Origin of the sequence: Singulisphaera acidiphila DSM 18658 (genome assembly GCF_000242455.2) — a bacterium.
Taxonomy (GTDB): domain Bacteria; phylum Planctomycetota; class Planctomycetia; order Isosphaerales; family Isosphaeraceae; genus Singulisphaera; species Singulisphaera acidiphila.
Window position 1 is genome coordinate 6,622,363 of record NC_019892.1, and the last position, 16,498, is coordinate 6,638,860.

The 16,498-nt window shown below is 62.1% G+C and carries 14 protein-coding genes; 6 read left to right on the plus strand and 8 right to left on the minus strand.

All coding sequences use genetic code 11. The features are described 5' to 3' along the window. Positions 1-279: 279 nt before the first annotated feature. From SINAC_RS26015 to SINAC_RS26025, 3 genes are all read left to right on the plus strand, one after another. Complete coding sequence (locus tag SINAC_RS26015; RefSeq protein WP_015248551.1) at positions 280-999, plus strand: HAD family hydrolase; 720 nt, start codon at positions 280-282, stop codon at positions 997-999. A 220-nt stretch (positions 1,000-1,219) separates the two neighbouring features. Then, entirely contained in the window at positions 1,220-2,299 is a 1,080-nt protein-coding gene (lpxD, locus tag SINAC_RS26020) for a UDP-3-O-(3-hydroxymyristoyl)glucosamine N-acyltransferase (RefSeq protein WP_015248552.1), read from the plus strand. Between the two features lie 140 nt (positions 2,300-2,439). Next, positions 2,440-3,345: an LpxI family protein gene (locus SINAC_RS26025; protein WP_015248553.1), complete on the plus strand. Its 906-nt coding sequence runs from the start codon at positions 2,440-2,442 to the stop codon at positions 3,343-3,345. A 114-nt stretch (positions 3,346-3,459) separates the two neighbouring features. Here SINAC_RS26025 and SINAC_RS26030 read toward each other — a convergent pair whose 3' ends face one another. Next, complete coding sequence (locus tag SINAC_RS26030; RefSeq protein WP_015248554.1) at positions 3,460-4,269, minus strand: cytidylate kinase-like family protein; 810 nt, start codon at positions 4,267-4,269, stop codon at positions 3,460-3,462. Between the two features lie 319 nt (positions 4,270-4,588). On the opposite strand from SINAC_RS26030, the gene SINAC_RS26035 reads away from it, so the two are divergent. Next, positions 4,589-4,798, plus strand: a complete 210-nt coding sequence (locus SINAC_RS26035; protein ID WP_015248555.1) for a hypothetical protein — start codon at positions 4,589-4,591, stop codon at positions 4,796-4,798. A 110-nt stretch (positions 4,799-4,908) separates the two neighbouring features. Further along, positions 4,909-5,703, plus strand: coding sequence for a glucosamine-6-phosphate deaminase (locus SINAC_RS26040; protein WP_015248556.1), 795 nt, complete (start codon positions 4,909-4,911; stop codon positions 5,701-5,703). A gap of 106 nt (positions 5,704-5,809) precedes the next feature. On the opposite strand, the gene SINAC_RS26045 is transcribed toward SINAC_RS26040, so the two are convergent. Then, the gene (locus SINAC_RS26045) at positions 5,810-7,252 is read right to left on the minus strand and encodes an MFS transporter (RefSeq protein ID WP_015248557.1); all 1,443 of its coding nucleotides are present in this window, start codon (positions 7,250-7,252) and stop codon (positions 5,810-5,812) included. A gap of 174 nt (positions 7,253-7,426) precedes the next feature. On the opposite strand from SINAC_RS26045, the gene SINAC_RS26050 reads away from it, so the two are divergent. Next, positions 7,427-8,899 (plus strand): hypothetical protein, encoded by a 1,473-nt coding sequence (locus tag SINAC_RS26050; RefSeq protein ID WP_015248558.1) that lies wholly within the window; start codon positions 7,427-7,429, stop codon positions 8,897-8,899. A gap of 132 nt (positions 8,900-9,031) precedes the next feature. On the opposite strand, the gene SINAC_RS26055 is transcribed toward SINAC_RS26050, so the two are convergent. The 6 genes from SINAC_RS26055 to SINAC_RS26080 form a co-directional block, all read right to left on the minus strand. Then, positions 9,032-10,246, minus strand: a complete 1,215-nt coding sequence (locus SINAC_RS26055) for a FliM/FliN family flagellar motor switch protein (RefSeq protein WP_015248559.1) — start codon at positions 10,244-10,246, stop codon at positions 9,032-9,034. After that, a complete protein-coding gene (locus SINAC_RS26060) occupies positions 10,246-11,172 on the minus strand; it encodes a hypothetical protein (protein WP_015248560.1) in 927 nt (308 codons plus the stop codon). Before SINAC_RS26060 ends, SINAC_RS26055 begins: the two co-directional genes overlap by 1 nt. A 49-nt stretch (positions 11,173-11,221) precedes the next feature. After that, positions 11,222-12,010: a response regulator transcription factor gene (locus SINAC_RS26065; protein ID WP_015248561.1), complete on the minus strand. Its 789-nt coding sequence runs from the start codon at positions 12,008-12,010 to the stop codon at positions 11,222-11,224. 84 nt (positions 12,011-12,094) lie between these two features. After that, positions 12,095-13,312, minus strand: a complete 1,218-nt coding sequence (locus tag SINAC_RS26070; RefSeq protein ID WP_015248562.1) for a hybrid sensor histidine kinase/response regulator — start codon at positions 13,310-13,312, stop codon at positions 12,095-12,097. A 59-nt stretch (positions 13,313-13,371) separates the two neighbouring features. Then, a complete protein-coding gene (locus SINAC_RS26075; RefSeq protein ID WP_015248563.1) occupies positions 13,372-13,872 on the minus strand; it encodes a response regulator in 501 nt (166 codons plus the stop codon). Positions 13,873-13,957: 85 nt separating this feature from the next. Continuing rightward, entirely contained in the window at positions 13,958-16,453 is a 2,496-nt protein-coding gene (locus tag SINAC_RS26080) for a PAS domain S-box protein (protein ID WP_015248564.1), read from the minus strand. Positions 16,454-16,498 lie beyond the last annotated feature (45 nt).

Here is a 16,498-nt window from a genome sequence, read left to right on the forward strand (position 1 = left end):
CCGGCGATCGAGAGCCCGAGTCTGCGAGTCGGGGATCGTCGCGCTCGGCTTGGTTCGGTCAAGGCTTGTCGGGTATCGCCTGGTATCCATCATGGGAAGGTTCCCCTTTGAGTTGCCGCGTCATGCGTGAAGAATGAGGTTCCTTTCCTCTTCTCTGCTCTTGCTTACGAGCTTCAGGTCCGTCCGGACTGCGACTTGCCCGCTTTTTTTTTCGACGCACCGTATCGTGAATAAAACACTTCGGGGGTCGAACGCCCCCGCAATCGATCCGAGAATCCGATGACGACGTGCATCGAAGCGGTATGGGACGGTATCGAGGCTATCGTCCTCGACGCGGTCGGAACGTTAATCGAACCGGTCCCAACCGTGGCGGAGGTATACGCCTCGGCGGCCAGGCGGCAAGGGGTCGACCTCGACCGTGAGGTTGTCCGGACCCGTTTCGCGCAGTCGTTTCGCGACGACGAAAACGAAGAAAATCTCGAAGCACTCGCCACCGACGAGCCCACCGAGTCGATTCGCTGGCGGCGAATCGTCTCCTCGGTCCTTCCGGAACTTCCCGAACCCGATCGCGCGTTTGAAGAACTGTGGGAACACTTCGGGCGCCCCGACTCGTGGTGTTGCTTCCCCGATGTCGGACCTTCGTTGGCGTTGCTCAGGGCTATGGGGCTACCGATTGCGATCGCCTCGAATTTTGATGGCCGGCTTCGCACGGTCCTTGCCGGCCTCCCTGAGCTGGCAGCCTGTGATCCGCAGCTCATTATTTCTTCGGAAGTCGGTTACAGGAAACCGCATCCGGCATTCTACCAGGCGATCTGCGAGTGCCTGGGACAGCGGCCGGAGACGCTCCTGATGATTGGCGATGATCCGGAGAACGATGTCCTGGGTGCCTGTCGCGCGGGCCTTCGGGGGGTCTGGCTGGATCGGCGGGGCCGAGGCAATGGGGGTAGTATGAGGGGAGTGGCGGGCCTTGGTGATCTGGTGGCTCACCTATGTGTTTGATTGGGCAAGTTTTGGAGTTCAAGTTGAGGAAAAGAGGGGCAGAGAGCCGATGAACTGCGGTGGCAGACGACTCGGCTTGCCCGAGTCGGCGACTTGGATTACGATCCCCAGGGACCGCCTGACTGATCACCAGTCGTTCGGTTGACTCGCCGGGCGCGGGGCAACGCTTCTGTCTTACCGGTTCCCGTCTATTCCTTTCAAGGAAGAAAGGAAGTCGCACGTGGTCGCAACAGTGGAACAACTCGCGGCCTTGGTACGGGGCCGCCTTGTGGGTGATGGCAGCGTTTCGATCCGCTCGGCGCGACCTGTCGGCGAGGCGGGTCCCGGGGATATTACGTTCATTGAGAACGAGCGGTACGCGAAGATGCTTCGCACCTCCCCGGCCTCGGCGGCGATCGTCGGCCCTCACTTTAAAACTCCAGCCCGAGAGCCCAACCTCCCCGTCATTGAGGTTGAGGATCCGATGGCTGCCTTTCTCGCAGTCCGCAGCCATCTCGGGTCGGCCGAGAAGCCGCGATGGTCGGGGGTTCATCCCCAGGCCTGGGTAGCGCCGACGGCCGTCATTGGTAAGGACGTGGCAATCTATCCGTTTGCCTACGTCGGAGATGAGGCGGTCATCTGCGATGGTGCCACCCTGTATCCCGGGGTCGTGGTTGGCGATCGTTGCCATGTCGGCAAAGACACGGTGATTCATCCGAACGCCGTCCTCTATCGCGATGTCAGCCTGGGTGATCGCGTCGAGGTCCATGCCGGCACCGTCCTTGGCGGCGACGGTTTTGGATATCGTATGGTCGACGGGCGCCACGTCAAAATTCCCCAGACCGGGCGCGTCGAGGTCGGTAACGACGTCGAGATCGGCGCCAATTGCACGGTTGACCGTGCAACCTTCGAGGCGACTCGGATTGGCGAGGGGTCGAAGATCGACAACCTCGTCATGATCGGACACAACAATCAAATCGGACGTCATAACCTGCTTTGCGGCCAAGTCGGGATCGCCGGAAGCTGCAAGACAGGTGACTACGTGGTCATGGCCGGTCAGGCCGGGATCAAGGACGGCACCGAGATCGGTGACCGGGCCGTCGTGGGTGCCCAGGCGGGGGTTCATCGCAGTGTGCCGGCGGAACAGCAGGTCCTCGGCTCGCCCGCGATCCCGTTGCGAGAACAGCGCCGGGTCTTCCAGATGATTGCCCGGCTCCCGGAGATGAACCGGCAGCTTCGCGAGCTCACTGCGCAGGTTGCGTTGCTGACGGCCGGCCTCGCGTCGGAGCCTAACCCGGATCAGGATCCGACAGGATTCTGATCCGAGTTGAAGCCGTGCCTTGACCCAGGGATAGTTCTCGTTCCTTCCTCAAACGAAGTGCGAGAGGGATCGACGATCGGGGTTTTCGGAACCCGGGTGACCTGGTTCCTGTCCCCTGCCAAGCTCGGGAGAGATCTGCGGTGCTTGTCCTGTCTTCAAGACAACGGCGTGTTCAAGCTAGCACGCAATCTGAGTCGGAAGCCGCGACCATCGGCCTGCTCGCCGGGAGCGGTCGATTTCCGATCCTGTTCGCTGAGGCCGCGCGCAGGCAAGGTCTGCAGGTGGCTTGCGTCGGGATTCGGTATGAAGCGTCGGACGAGCTCCGCGACCTGTGTACAAGCTACCAGACGATTGGCGTGTCGAAGCTCGGCGGGATGATCAAAGCGTTCCGCCGGCAGGGGGCGCAGCAGATCGTGATGGCGGGTAAGGTCACGAAAAACGTGATGTACACGCCTTGGCGATTCGTGCAACTCTGGCCCGACTACCGCATGATCCACATGTGGTATCGCACGTGCCGGGGCGATAAACGCGACGATTCGATCTTGCTCGGCGTCATCGCCGAGTTCGAGCGCGACGGAATGACGTTTGAATCGGCCCTGGACTATTGCCCGGAGCTACTCGTGAAGGAAGGGATTCTCACCCGGCGCGGCCCAAGCGCCTCGGAACTCAAAGATATCGAGTTTGGCTGGGGACTGGCCAAGGAGATGGGCCGGCTCGACGTGGGGCAATCGGTCGCGGTCAAGGAACAGGCTGCGCTGGCCATCGAAGCGATCGAGGGGACCGACCGTTGCATCGAGCGCGCCGGGGACCTCTGCCGAGCGGGGGGCTGGACCCTCGTCAAGGTCGCCAAGCCGCAACAAGATATGCGGTTTGATGTCCCGACCGTGGGGACCTCGACGATCGAAAATCTCCACCAGGCGGGCGCCCGAGTCCTGGCGATCGAGGCGGGGAAGACCATTGTCATCGATCAAGCCGAGGTCGTCGATCTCGCTAATCGGTACGGCCTGACGATTGTCGCGATCCCGGATGGAAGCTTCTCGCGCTGAGCTTCCTCCCGAGCGTTTCTGCCGACCCTGGGATCAGATCACGAGTCTTTCCCCACCCCTCTCGAGTGGCGGGGTGACTTCACACACGCTGATTCCAGTGGGTGACGTCCCCTTTTACGCGGCCGGGTCGCTCTGACTTGGCTCAGGGTGAGCCGGTTCGTTCGTGGGACTCGCCGTCGCTGTTGCCTGGTCTCGGGTCGACTGGCCTGCTTCGATCGCGCGCACGATGACCTCGGCTGCGATCGGCAGCCCGAGGCTGTTCGAGTCGAGGACCACATCGTAGTTGTGGGGATCGGCCGAATCGACCCGATGCATCGTTCGGTCGAAATGAAGGCGACGGCGGTCCAATTCACTGGCTGCCCGCCGTGCGGTGCGGACCGAAACTCCCATGCGTTCGGAGAGCCGGATCGCCCGCGCCTTCAACGGCGCGATAATTCGGACCGAAAGTGTTTCCTCTCTCGGAAGCAGAAAATTCGCACCGCGTCCGACGATGACCGACTGGCCCCCTCGGCCGATCGCTTCGAGCAGTTTGGCCAGATGGTCGAGGTAGGCCTCCTGAGGAGCATAGTGCTCTTCACGGAGCGGCAGGATCCAGTCCTGCACGACGCTGGGGGCGAGTTCGTCGAAGACCCGCACCTCGTCGGCCGAGAGTTCCATGCGCTGGGCGATGGCTTCGAGGATCTCGTGGTCGTAGACCTTCCAGTTCAGACGCCTGGCGACGATCCGTCCGATCGTACCCCCACCGGCCCCTGCCTCTCGGCTGATACAGATATTGCGGAACCGAGGGGCTGAAGTGCGAGAGGCCTGTTCGGCTCGCCGGTCAACCCTCCGGCCAAAGAGCCAGCGCGCAAGCGAGCCGGGCCAGGCCCGAAATCCGCCTGCATCTTCCGGTTCAGTCTTGGGGAACGCCTCGGACGCGGCCATCCCTCTCCCTCCTGCGGTCAATTCTTACAAACCTCAGTCTAGCGCGTTGGTTGGAGAAAGGAAAGTCGGCGCTGGGGGGACTCCGACGATGTAATCCTTACAACGGTCTTGATCGGGAAAGCGAGTGGGGAATTTCTCCGATTTTTCCTCAAGTTTCCGCTCCACACCAGTTTGAGGCAACCGGCGATTGCCGTTCAGGCCCCGTGGCACGACCTTTGCTTTAAACCTCAGACGTTAACGCCGCTGCCCGCCGGAAACGATATCGACAGACGACGCGCACGGGTGCTCTTCGTTTTCTCGCTCAAGGACGAATCCTCCGATGAAAGATCGACGAAACACGCTGCTGTGGATGAAAGACCTGATCGAGCACATGAACCAGTGCCACGAGCAGCTCTTGTGGGCCGCGGACGGCCCGTCCGAATCGTTCCTGACCGAGTCGATGATGGTGGACCTGGTGGAGTGCAAGCGGCTCTGCGAAGAACTGCGAGGGAAGCGCGATCCGGCTCGCCTACTCGCCGTCTCGGTCTGAAGGAGGATCTTGCCTCGAAGACGGTGGCCGGTCAATGCGATAGACGCTACGCTACTAAGGGATTGGATTGGACCCGAATCGCTGACCGAAGTCCCCCGAGGATCTGGGCCATGAGCCTACCCGAGCCAACGCCAGTGACCCAGTTCACCGTTGATTCACTCCGTGTCGTCGTTCATGAAGATCGAGCGCAAATGGGGCGAGCGGCCGCCCGATTGGTCGAGCGGACGATTGCCGAGCGACTGAGGACCCACGACCGCGCCAACGTCGTCTTCGCCGCGGCGCCCAGCCAGAACGAGTTCCTCGCCAGCCTGGTAGCCAGTCCCGAGATCAACTGGTCGAAGGTTTTCGGCTTCCACATGGACGAGTATCTGGGTCTTGGCCCGGACCATCCCGCTTCGTTCCGCCGCTACCTGCAAGAGCACCTGTTCCGGCTCGTCGGCATCCCCGGTGGTCGCCTTCGCTTGATCCCGGGCGAACAGACCGAGTCTCCCTTGCAGACCTGCCTTGCCTACGAAAAACTGCTACGGGCCGAGCCGACCGACATCGTCTGTGCGGGGATTGGTGAGAACGGTCATCTCGCCTTCAATGACCCTCCCGTCGCCGACCTGCTCGACCCGGTTCTGATCAAGGTCGTCCGCCTGGATGCAGCCTGTCGCACCCAGCAACTCAACGACGGTTGCTTCGACCGCATCGAAGACGTCCCAACCCACGCCTACACACTGACCGTCCCCGCCCTGTTGGCCGCGCCCGTTGTCTCGGTAGTCGTGCCCGGCCCACGCAAGGCTGAGGCCGTGCTGGCGACCCTTCGCGGTCCGATCGGTGAATCCTGCCCCGCCTCGGCTCTGCGACGCCATGCCGGGGCCACGCTCCATCTCGACCGCGATTCGGCCCGCTACGTGCTTTGACCAAGACGTGTGCGATTCGCTTCCCAGGCGAGCAGGGAGCTTGAGTTCCCCGCTCGCCTTTTGAATTGTCGTTGCGGACGCCTTGGCATCATGCCTCGGAATCCAATCATTCCGGGAGGGGTTTTCCCTTCGTCTCCGGCGCGAACGGCAATGCGACGAGACCGATTACGAAGACCAGGCACATCGTCACACCGGCATAGCGGAACGGCAGGGCGGCGTCGACGGCCTTGTATTTGCCGTAGACCTCACTCGTCAGCAGTCCCAGGGCCGAAGGGCCGGCCGCTGCAACTAATCGACCCACGTTGTAGCAAAACGATGTGCCCGTACTTCGCAGGCGAGTTGGGAAGAGTTCCGGAAAGTAGATGGCGTAGCCGCCGAAGAGCGTCAACTGGCAGAATCCCATGATCGGGACCATCCAGAGGACGTCCGTGAAGCTGTCGAGAAACCAGAACGTCAGGGCCGTAGCGGTCATGGACAGCAGGAAGGAAATCGCGAAGGCGGGCTTCCGGCCGATGATTTGAGTCACTCGGCTAAACGCATAAATACCGAAGAAAGCACCGAAATTGAACAAGAGGGAGGTGTACCCGCTCCACGTAGTCAATTCTCCGCTGATGTACTTGCTCGCCGCAACTCCGGTCAATCCCTTCTCAGCGGCCAAGGCTGTGAAGTGAGCGAGGAAGACGGTACGGATCAGGTCGAAGCTGAAGAAGCCAATGCCCCAGAGACCGACCACGCCCGAGAAAGCGAGTAACATGCCGACGATCGTGTTCCGCCGCCAGCGCGGGTCGACAAAGAGCTCGGCGATGGAACCGAGTTTGGGGCCGGTGCGTTGCACCCCCGCCTTTTCCTCAGCGAGTCGCTGGGCAACGGCGGCTTTCCACCGATCCGGTTCCTTGAGTCGTTTGAAGATAAAGAGCGAGAGCAGGGCGGGAAGAACGCCGACGACGAACATCGCTCTCCACGAACTACCAATTGTGCCCGCCTTTTCAAGCTCGCCCATCAGAATGCTGAGCAGAGCGGCCATCATGTTTCCCACGGCTGACAGGGCTTGTAACCAGCCGAGTGCAAACGGCCTTGCCCGATCGGGCATCACTTCCGCCACCAGGGAAACGCCGACGGCGAACTCGCCTCCGACGCCCAACCCCGTCAGGAAGCGGTAGAACGCAAAATCGTAGAAGCCCGTGGCGAGGGCGCTCAGGCCAGTGAACGCCGAGTAGAGCAAGATGGTCAGGAGCATTGTCTTCGCGCGACCGATCCGATCGCCCAGAATTCCGAAGACCAATCCACCGATCGCCCAGCCGATGATAAAAATCGATGTGGCATAGCCCGCGTATTTATCGATGCTCAGATCACCCGGCTCGGCGTGAATCAACTCGGTGATGGCCGGTTTTCTTGCAAGGTTGAAGAGCTGCTGGTCCATCGTATCGAAGAGCCAGCCTAGAGCCGCGACGATGAAGACGAACCAGTGATAGCGGTTGAGCAGCTTGTACCAAGGGCGAGAATCCCCGTCGGCTGGAGCCGAGGGGATGGGCGAATCATCGAAATGCATGTAAGAAGGTCTCCGGAGCGACGACAGACAGGCGATCAAGCGATCCGTCTGTGCTCACTCCCAATCAATAGCGGGATTCTGGGCTTCCGAGGAACGATCCGCTTGAAGATAACATGATGGTCGCCTTGTCGCTGCTATCGCGATTCTGAGTTTTTCACCACCGGAAAGTGCGCGATGCGAAAAGCCGTTCTCGCGGTGCTCAGCGTGCAGGCTGCTCTCACCTTGGGTTTCATCCTGACGCTTCGGTCGGGACTCTTTCCGCTCGGGATTCCCGGGGAATGGGAGTGGCTCCGCCTTCCACGAGGCGTGACTCCTATCGCCCTGCAATGGGCCATTGGAGTTTCAGCGGTTCTTGGCTATGCAATGTTTAGCGGCTGGGGGATGACGTTTCTTGGGATGACGCCCAGCCGGTTGAAACAAGGGACGGCCGTCGTGGGCCTGGTCGTCGCTTCGCTTGTGGCGCAGATGCTCGTCGCCATCGCGGCACCCGAGGGCTATGGCATGGCCAAGTGGATCTTGGCGCTGCACAACCCCGGGTCGAACGGGTACTACACCGTTGCGAAGAATCAGATGAGCGATCCCTGGCGTTTCCTTGAGGACTACCCGAACTGGATCAGGAAACAGGATGCGCTGCACGTCGGGACTCACCCGCCCGGCCTCTTTCTCGTTCAACGCGGATTACTGAATGCGATGGAAGCAAGCCCGGAGACGGCACGATTCGTGGTCGATCATCTTCCTCAATCGGTCTCGATGGCTTTCACCGTCGTGGAGCAATACGCTCACCTGCCGCGCGCCGATCGCGCGACACTTGCATTGACCGGTGCCTTGACGATGCTGCTCTGCTCGTCGACGGTGCTCCCTCTCTACCTCCTGGCCCGCTCGGTTCTCCCTGCGAATGCGGCCTGGGCCGCCGCGACTCTCTGGCCACTCGTTCCCTCGGCGATCCTGTTTCAACCCACGGCTGACACGGCCTTCCCGTTTCTTTCGACGTCGGCACTCGCGCTTGCCGCATACGCCACGCGCGGGACGCCACGCTCGGGCCTGATTGCGGCGGCCGGCTCGGGCGCAGTCCTGGCGCTCGGGATGGGTTTTACCTTGGCCTTCCTTCCCATCGGGCTGATCGTCGCGATCTTGATCGCGACAGCTCCAGGACGCTCACTTAGACAGAAAGGGGAGGCCATCGCGGTGGTCGGACTGGGCTTTCTCGTCCCGACCTTGCTGGGCTGGGGGTTCACCCGCTCGAACCCCTTTTTGACCTGGTGGTGGAATCAACGCAATCATGCCCGATTCTATGTTGAATATCCTCGGTCGTATCTCGCCTGGGTTGTCGCCAATCCGGTTGAGCTCGCGGTCGCGATCGGTCTGCCGGGGGCCGTGTGGGGGCTGGTGGGAATCGCTCGGGTGCGTGAGGCACCACGGGTCTCCCTGGCGACCCTCAGCCTGCTCGTCGTTCTGACCCTCAGTGGACGGAGCCTGAGCGAGGTCGCCCGGCTCTGGCTGCCGATGATGCCCGCCCTGTTGGTCGCCGCTGGTGCCGGCCTGGCCCGGCTGGGAGGGGGAGGGGCGTCGCTGGGGATCTCCGTGGGGCTGATTGGGGTTCAGACCTTGTTCCTTCAGGCAACGATCCAGGTTGTCTACCCGACGTAGCGAATCTTGGCCGGCCCGACTGGTCCCCCCCTGAGATCGCGGGCGACCCGCTCGCTCTTCAATCCAATACGAAATCCACTTGTGGATATGGGGTGCACGCAGCCCAAGGGGATCGAACCAATCACGCCAGTGTCAGAGGAAGATGCTGGTGACTCGGACACCCAGCTCCGTGTCGATCAGGACGAGTTCGCCTCGCGCGACGAGTCGACCGCCGGAGGTCAGCTCGACCGGCTCGCGCGAGTGTCGGCCAAGTTCGACCACCTCACCTGGTTTCAGGTCGGCGAGGCGACTCAAGGTCAGGTTGACCCGGCCAAGCTCGACCGTCAGGGTGACGGGGATATCGGTTGGGGACAAGGCCCCTGCGCCCTGGCTGGGGCCTGCGTTCGGGTCGGTTGAAGGAAGATTCATGGCGAGGCCCTCCCGAAGGACTGAATCTCGCTGGACCCCACTCTTGAGGCTCAGGAGGAGGCCGCCGGAGCCGGCGACCGGTTCGGTGGAAAACCAGAGGCGATGGGGGGTGCCGGTGACTCGTGTCGTGAGTTCGACCGGACCGGACGGGCTTTGCGGTGTGCCCTGAAGTCGAGAACCGCCCAACGGGAGTACGCCACCGACCCGCAGGGTGCCGACGCCCCGAGGCAGGTCAATGGTCCCCGCCTCGGCTCGCCAGTGGCTTGAGAGCTCACGAAAGCGCGGGAACTCCGCTGGCCCCGGATCGTGATCCGGCGAGGGTTCTGTGTCAAGCCAGAGCGTGACCAGTGACTCGGGCAGCCAGAGCCGTACCGATCCATCCACGTCCCCGACACGGATCCCCCAACGAACGGTGACGATCGACCCGAGCTGTCGGACATCGAACGGGTCGGGACCCGTGCGATCGATGAGCAGATCCCAGGGGCCGAGTGGCCCCGACTGGTCTGCGGAAGTCGCGAGCCCCCGCGCGATCAGGAACGTGAGCACTCCCCACTCCACGGGCGTGAGCTGCAATCGACCTTCGGTCGGGGGCCGGTCGTCGCCAAGGAGGCGATTGACCAAGGCGTGAGCGACCTGGGTCTCGATGCCGATCGCCAGGCGCGTCGAGAGCCTCGGCCAGGAGAACTGGGCCACGAGCCCCGGCCGGCCGAGTCCCGACGGCCTCCAGAGCACCTCGGCTCGACTGCTCGAGCTGACCGGCCCGAAAATCTCCTTGAGCCCGAGCGACGTCGTGGGCAGACGTCCCTCGGGCATGATCCGAGCGAGCCGTTGTTCCCACTGGACCTGTCGGCGCGAGAGCTGGGGGAGGGGCCCGAGCGGCCCGGCCTCGCTCATCGGCTGGTCAACTTCCCCTTCGTCATGATCCGAGGCTGAGGCCATCAAGGCATGGCTCCTCTCGTATCCGCGATCCGCCCTTCGTCGCGCAGGCGGTCCCAGACAAACCGCAGGAGCTCGGATTCCCAACCAACAATTGCGGGATCGCTCGATTTCGCTCGGGTCATCTGGGTGCGCATGAGCTTGGCGACGGAGTAGGGTAGATGCTGGAGAGCCCAACGCATCCGATACGGCTCGCTTACTTCGAGCAGCCTCGCAAACGTGATCAGTCCGATCGACCCCAGCTTATCCTGTTCCACCTGGCCGAATCGGGCCACGTCAAGTTCGGCCTGCGTCTTGAGCCGGGGATCGAGGCCGGCAAAGGCGGACTGGACCGCAAGATGGAGCCTTCGCGCATGGGACTGAGGGTTGGATGCGGACACGTCGGACCCGGACAGCGTCCATTTGGCCAGCCCCACGGCCGCGATCAGCCGGGTGATTTCCGCCAGGTCGAGTTGAGTGAGAGCCACGATGACCAGGGGATCGTCGCGGTCGGGCCAGTCTCCCACGAGGCGCTCGGACCAGAGGGCCATTGCCGCGCTCAAAGCCTCGGGCTGAGATGCCCCAAGACCTTGTACGTCTTCGTCCGAAAGGCCGAGGCCGGTTTTGAGGGGTTCTCGGATGGACCGGGGAGCGTGGGCGACGACAGCACGCTGGACGGCGGGAGACTCATTCTTCAAGGCACGGAGCCACCAACTGGGATGAATTCGGCTCCAGTCGGGATGTCGTTGTGCTTGCTGCTCACGGCGGACCTGTTCTTGTGCCTCTTCGGGGCTGAGCGCTATGACCTCATTCCAGCCGTTTTGGAGGATCTGTCGCCAGCCGGGTTCGAAGCAATTCCAGAACCGGGTGTCGACCGATTCCGACCACCCGCGCAGGGCCGCGAGCAAAGCTCGGTCGGCGATGGCGAGTGGAGCCGCGGATGACGTCAAACCAGACCTCCCCCTTGGATCGAGCGGAACAAACCGGCGGAGTTCAATCTCAGTCCGTCGCGGAATTCTCGAGGTTTCCGAACTGCTTGATAAAGGTGAGGGCCTCGCCCGAGTCGTGAGTACTGATTTCGTCGAAGTTGGCGGCCGGCACGGCCTTTGGCCAGCGCAGTTCGGCGGGACTCGGATCCTGCCTGAGCCAGCCCGAGGAGTCGCGAAGTGTGACGGTCAAGGTGTTGGATCCGATGAGGTAGGCCAGCGTACCCACCATCTCGGTCCGATGCGCCAGGCCCCAGTGATCAGCGTCAGCGGCGATTTCGGCAAGGGCTGCGCCGATCCGCGTGATCGAGTCCGCGTCCAGGGTGGAGCGAGCCACGAGCAGGCTGCGCATCAGGGCAAGCCGGCGTAAGCTTTCGCCGTCGCCGCGGGCCTCGAGGGGAATCTCCCCTTCGGATTCGTTGTTTTCGATGTCGCGTCGCCAGGCGTCGGCATCGGCCATCGCCTGAAAGATCTGGTCGGGGGTGTAGGGCTTCGGGATGTAGTCGTTGGCGCCGACGCGAAAGCTCTGGAGCCGGTTCTCCGAGGCGACCCGTGCGGTGACCATGACCACGGGGATCAGGCTGGTCGTTCTACGCGCCTTGATCGACTTGCAGACCTCGTAGCCGTTGATGTCCGGAAGCATCAGGTCCAGGAAGACAATATCGGGAGGCTGGTTACGGACTTTCTCCAGTGCCTCGCCCCCGGTGTAGGCCGAGTCGGTTCGGTAACCGCGAAGCTGGACGAGCATGGCGAGGAGTTTATTGGCCTCGGGCTCGTCCTCGACAATCAGGGCGGTTGGCATCGAAAAATGACTCTCGCGAACTTGATGTTCGGCCCGCGGCTCGCGCCACTCGTCAGCCATTTCCCCTCGAGCAAAGGCCACCGTTCAACCGCCAGCCGTAGCAACCCTGTCCTCCGACTCGGATTCGACCGGCTGGCACCTCGGTAATCGGATCGTGACTCGTGTCCCCTCGTCGACGACGCTCTCAGCAGAGACTCTTCCTCCATGCAGTTCAACGAATTGCTTGACGATGCTCAACCCCAGCCCGAGCCCACGCTTGTTGAATCCAAAGTCGCCCGAGGAGTGGCGGCTCGAATCGAACTGGGTAAAGAATGGCTGGAACAAGTAGGCCAAGGCGCGTGGTTGGAGGCCAATTCCCTGGTCGGCTACCACAATTTCAGCCTGATCGGGCGTGATAAGGCGAGCGGTCAACGAGATCTTTCCGCCATCAGGAGTGAATTTGATCGCATTGGTGAGGAGATTGACAATGGAAGCGCTTAATTTGTCGTGGTCGATCTCGAATGTCCCGAGGTTGTCGGCCAGGTCCACATTCAGGAGGAGATTCCGGACGCGAAGGAACGGCGTAACGTGCTCGATCCCTTCGCGCAAGAGGGCCGCCAGGTCGGTCGGTTCGCGTTGAAGGGTTCGGCGAAAGTCGTCGGCACGCATCATGGTCAGTGTATTGGTGACCAGCTTGGCCAGTTGTCGAGCACTGGCGGAAATGCGCTCGATCAGCGTGCGTTCTTGCTCGCTTCGGTTCGGATTCGTGAGCCGAAGCAATTCACTCAGGCCCAGGACCAAGGTGATCGGCGTATTGAATTCGTGACTGGCCACCTCGATGAACGCGCTTTTGAGTTGCCCTGCTTCCGCGAGTTCCTCGTTGGCTCGGGTCAGCCGTTGGTTGGCGGTCTGGAGTTCGGCGATCAGCCGTTTTCGATCGGCGATCAGCTCGTAATGATCGATTGCCTGGCGGAGAATTCCCTCGAGCTCGGTGGCATCCCACGGCTTGAGGATGTAGCGGAAAATATTCCCTTCGTTGACGGCGTTGATGACTGCCTGGATATCGGCGTAGCCCGTGAAGAGCATCCGGATCGCATCGGGCTGGATCCGCCGCGCGTGGCTCAAGAGCACGTCACCCGACATCCCGGGCATCCGTTGATCGGAGAGGATCAGGTGGACTTCATTCTGTTCGAGGATCGAAATCGCCTGAGATCCGCTGCTCGCGATCAGAACGCGATACGAACGATGGAACAGATGGCGCAGACTTTCCAACACGTCAACTTCGTCATCCACCACAAGTAGGGTGTGTCGCCTCTGATCCATCCACGTCTCTCCGACTCGGAACTACGCTCCATGAGTTGACGGTGGTTATCGCATAGGTCTCAACTGGTCGCCGAAGGGCCGCCCAGCCGTTGGACCTGGGATTCCAAGGCGGTGACGCGCCGTTGGAGGCTCCCGATCACGTCCAGCAGTTCCTCACGCTCGCGAGCGGCCTCGGTCAAGCGGTCATACTCCTCAGCGGCTAGGCGGACGGCCCCTTCGAGTTCCTCGGGTTGCCACGGTTTTTTGAGAAAGCCGAAAATATGGCCTTGGTTGATCGCAGCGATGATCGACTCAAGGTCGGCGAAGCCTGTAAAGAGCATTCGGACGGCCCGCGGGTACTTCGATTTGACCTTGGCGAGGAGCTCGACCCCGGTGATCTGGGACATGCGCTGGTCCGACATGACGATGTGGACCTCTTCCTCCTGCATGATCCGGTAGCCTTCCTGGGCGCTGTTCGCCTTCAGGACGCGAAACTCGCGGCGGAGCAGGTCGTGGACGGAGTCGCACACATTCGGCTCGTCGTCGACGATCAACAAGCAATGTTTGGCGGTCGGTTTCATGGCAATGAACTCCGCGAGTCTTGCTCCACGACTCAGAACGATCAAAAAAAAGAAGTTATAAAAGGGGCTGGCCAGGCCAAGCGAATCAGGATGGATTCAAGGGGAGGTAGATCCGGAAACAGGTGTCCTCGCCGGGTGGACTCTCAACCTCGATCCGGCCGCCGTGTCCGGTCACGATGCCGTGGCTGATGGAGAGGCCGAGACCTGTCCCCTCGCCGACCGACTTTGTGGTGAAGAACGGATCGAACAGCTGGGGGAGACTTTCCGCAGGGATCCCTCCTCCGTTATCGGACAACGAGAGGCAGACCATGTCTCCATCCCGGGCCGTTGAGAAGCGAATGTGCCCCCCTTCGGTTCGGCCGGTGGCTTCGACTGCCTGGGTTGCATTGATCAGCAGGTTCAGGATCACCTGGCTAATCTGGGAAGGGACGCAGGGGATTCGCGGGACGTCGCCATGCTCGACGCTGATTTCGATGTTATGCCGCCGGAGCCGCCCTCGGATCATCTCGAGTGCGGATTCCAGCATGTCGGGGATGGCGGCCGCCTCCAGTTTGGGAGGCGAGGTTCGCGCCAGCCCGCGCAGGTTCTGGACGATGTTGGCGACCCGCTGTACCCCTTCCCGGGTTCGGCTCAGCATTCGTCCCAGGTTTTCGCGGACGTAGGGCCAGTCGAGTTCCTCGGCAACTGCTTCGACCTCCTTGACCAAGTCGGGGGAGGCCAAGGTCATGGGGACCAGGGCGCGCTCGTAGATGGCGATCATCTCCAGAACGCTCTTCATGTCGCGTTCGAGCACCGCCAGGTTGTTGGCGACGTAAGCGAGCGGATTGTTGATCTCGTGAGCCACGCCCGCGCTCAGCAAGCCGATCGACGCCAATTTTTCGGATTGGGCCAGCATGGCCCTCATCCGCTGCCGTTCGGTCTGATCGCGAATGGAGCCGATGAATTGCAGTTCACCGGCTAATTCAATTGCGTTGAGCGACAATTCGAGGGGAAACTCCTCCTCGTTCTTCCGCCGCCCCTTGAGCTCAACGGTCCTCCCCACGATGCTCGGCTGGCGCGATTCGAGGGCCGCCTCGAATCCCCGATCGTCGAGATTCTTGAACGATTCGGGCATCAAGAGCGTGATCGGTCGGCCCAGGACCTCGTCCGCCGAATGGCCGAAGATCTTCTCGGCGGCGGGGTTGAACAAGGTGATTCGGCCCTGTCGGTCGGCCACCACGACCGCGTCGAGACAGCCCTCGGTAAGCTGGCGATAACGAGCCTCCGACGCGGTCAGCGCAAGGTTCTTCTCCTGCATCTCGCGCGCGTTGCGCATCTGTGACTCCGCGAATTCGCGACGCGTCTCTTCGAGCGCCTTGCGCTCGGTGATATCGCGGATCACGGCCAGAACGGCGCGCTGGTTGTCAAACTGGATCGTCGATGTGTTGATGTCAACCGGGATCACCCGGCCATCCTTGGTGCGATGCCGACCTTCGCAGGAGAGATGCCCCTGTTGCATTTGCCGCTCAAGCCGTTCCTGAAAGCCGGCGGCGAAATCAGGCGAGTCGACGTCGCTCGTATTCATCCGGAGCAGTTCCTCACGCGAGTACCCGAGCATCCGGCTGGCGGCCGGATTGGCGTCGAGGAGTCGCCCGTCCAGCGCATGGACCCAGATGGCGTCCTCGATCCCCTCGAAGAGGGCGCGGGCACGCCGTTCCGAGGCTACCAAGGCCGCCTCCGTCCGCTTGCGCTCGGTGATGTCCTGGACCGTGCTACGGATGCCCGTCACCCGGCCCTGCTCATCGCGTTTGAATCGCTCCTCAATCGAGACGGTGAGCCGTCGTCCGTCGTGGGCTTCGAAGGTCCGTTCAATGGGCTTGAGAGGGCGGTCGCCACGAACCTTATCGGGAAAACCGCGACGTGCCTGCTCGCGGAACTCGGGAGCCACGAAGTCGAAGACGGACTTTGCCACGACCTCTTCGCGCACCACGCCGAGCATCTCGCACTCGGTTCGGTTGATGCTGATGATTCGACCCTCGACGTCCACCTCGTGGTAGCCCACCGGGGCTTCGTCGTAGAGCCGGCGGAATCGCTCCTCGGATTCTCGAAGGGCGACCTCGACCTGTTTCCGCTCGCTGATGTCGGTGACGAACGCGTAGAAGCCGAGCGCGACGTCGTGCTCGTCCCGATCCAGGTCCACCAATGCCTCGATCGGCACGAGCCGGCCATCTTTGCGGCGATATTCCTTTTCGTAGCGGGTCGGCTTGCCGGTCGCCTTGACGCTGGCCAGCGTCTCGATCATCGACGGATGCCAGAGCTCGGGGGTCAGGTCGGCGAGCGTCATCGTCTGGAGCTCCGCCGCGCTATATCCTGTGAGCTCCACAAACGCGCGGTTCACGGAAACGAGTTGACCCTCGAAATCGACGGCTGCGAACGGCTGTGATGTGCGAGCGAGCAAAGTTCCCAGGCCCCGTGTGAGCTTATCGTTCTCCCCCGAGAATGGCTCGGGCGAGGATGGCGGATCAGCACCAGCCGTGGCGGCGGCGGTACCTTGGGCATTGGACGCGCCCGTCACAGCGGGGACCTTGGGAGAGGAGTCCACGGAGCAGAGTCCCTTGCGACAAAACTCGGTCGTGCTCAGGAGCCC

Bases quoted from the DNA above. Each gene is read 5' to 3' on its own strand.
- SINAC_RS26015 (WP_015248551.1), top strand. From the start codon at position 280: ATGACGACGTGCATCGAAGCGGTATGGGACGGTATCGAGGCTATCGTC.
- SINAC_RS26030 (WP_015248554.1), bottom strand. From the start codon at position 4,269: ATGGCCGCGTCCGAGGCGTTCCCCAAGACTGAACCGGAAGATGCAGGC.
- SINAC_RS26035 (WP_015248555.1), top strand. From the start codon at position 4,589: ATGAAAGATCGACGAAACACGCTGCTGTGGATGAAAGACCTGATCGAG.
- SINAC_RS26040 (WP_015248556.1), top strand. From the start codon at position 4,909: ATGAGCCTACCCGAGCCAACGCCAGTGACCCAGTTCACCGTTGATTCA.
- SINAC_RS26045 (WP_015248557.1), bottom strand. From the start codon at position 7,252: ATGCATTTCGATGATTCGCCCATCCCCTCGGCTCCAGCCGACGGGGAT.
- SINAC_RS26050 (WP_015248558.1), top strand. From the start codon at position 7,427: ATGCGAAAAGCCGTTCTCGCGGTGCTCAGCGTGCAGGCTGCTCTCACC.
- SINAC_RS26055 (WP_015248559.1), bottom strand. From the start codon at position 10,246: ATGGCCTCAGCCTCGGATCATGACGAAGGGGAAGTTGACCAGCCGATG.
- SINAC_RS26065 (WP_015248561.1), bottom strand. From the start codon at position 12,010: ATGCCAACCGCCCTGATTGTCGAGGACGAGCCCGAGGCCAATAAACTC.
- SINAC_RS26070 (WP_015248562.1), bottom strand. From the start codon at position 13,312: ATGGATCAGAGGCGACACACCCTACTTGTGGTGGATGACGAAGTTGAC.
- SINAC_RS26075 (WP_015248563.1), bottom strand. From the start codon at position 13,872: ATGAAACCGACCGCCAAACATTGCTTGTTGATCGTCGACGACGAGCCG.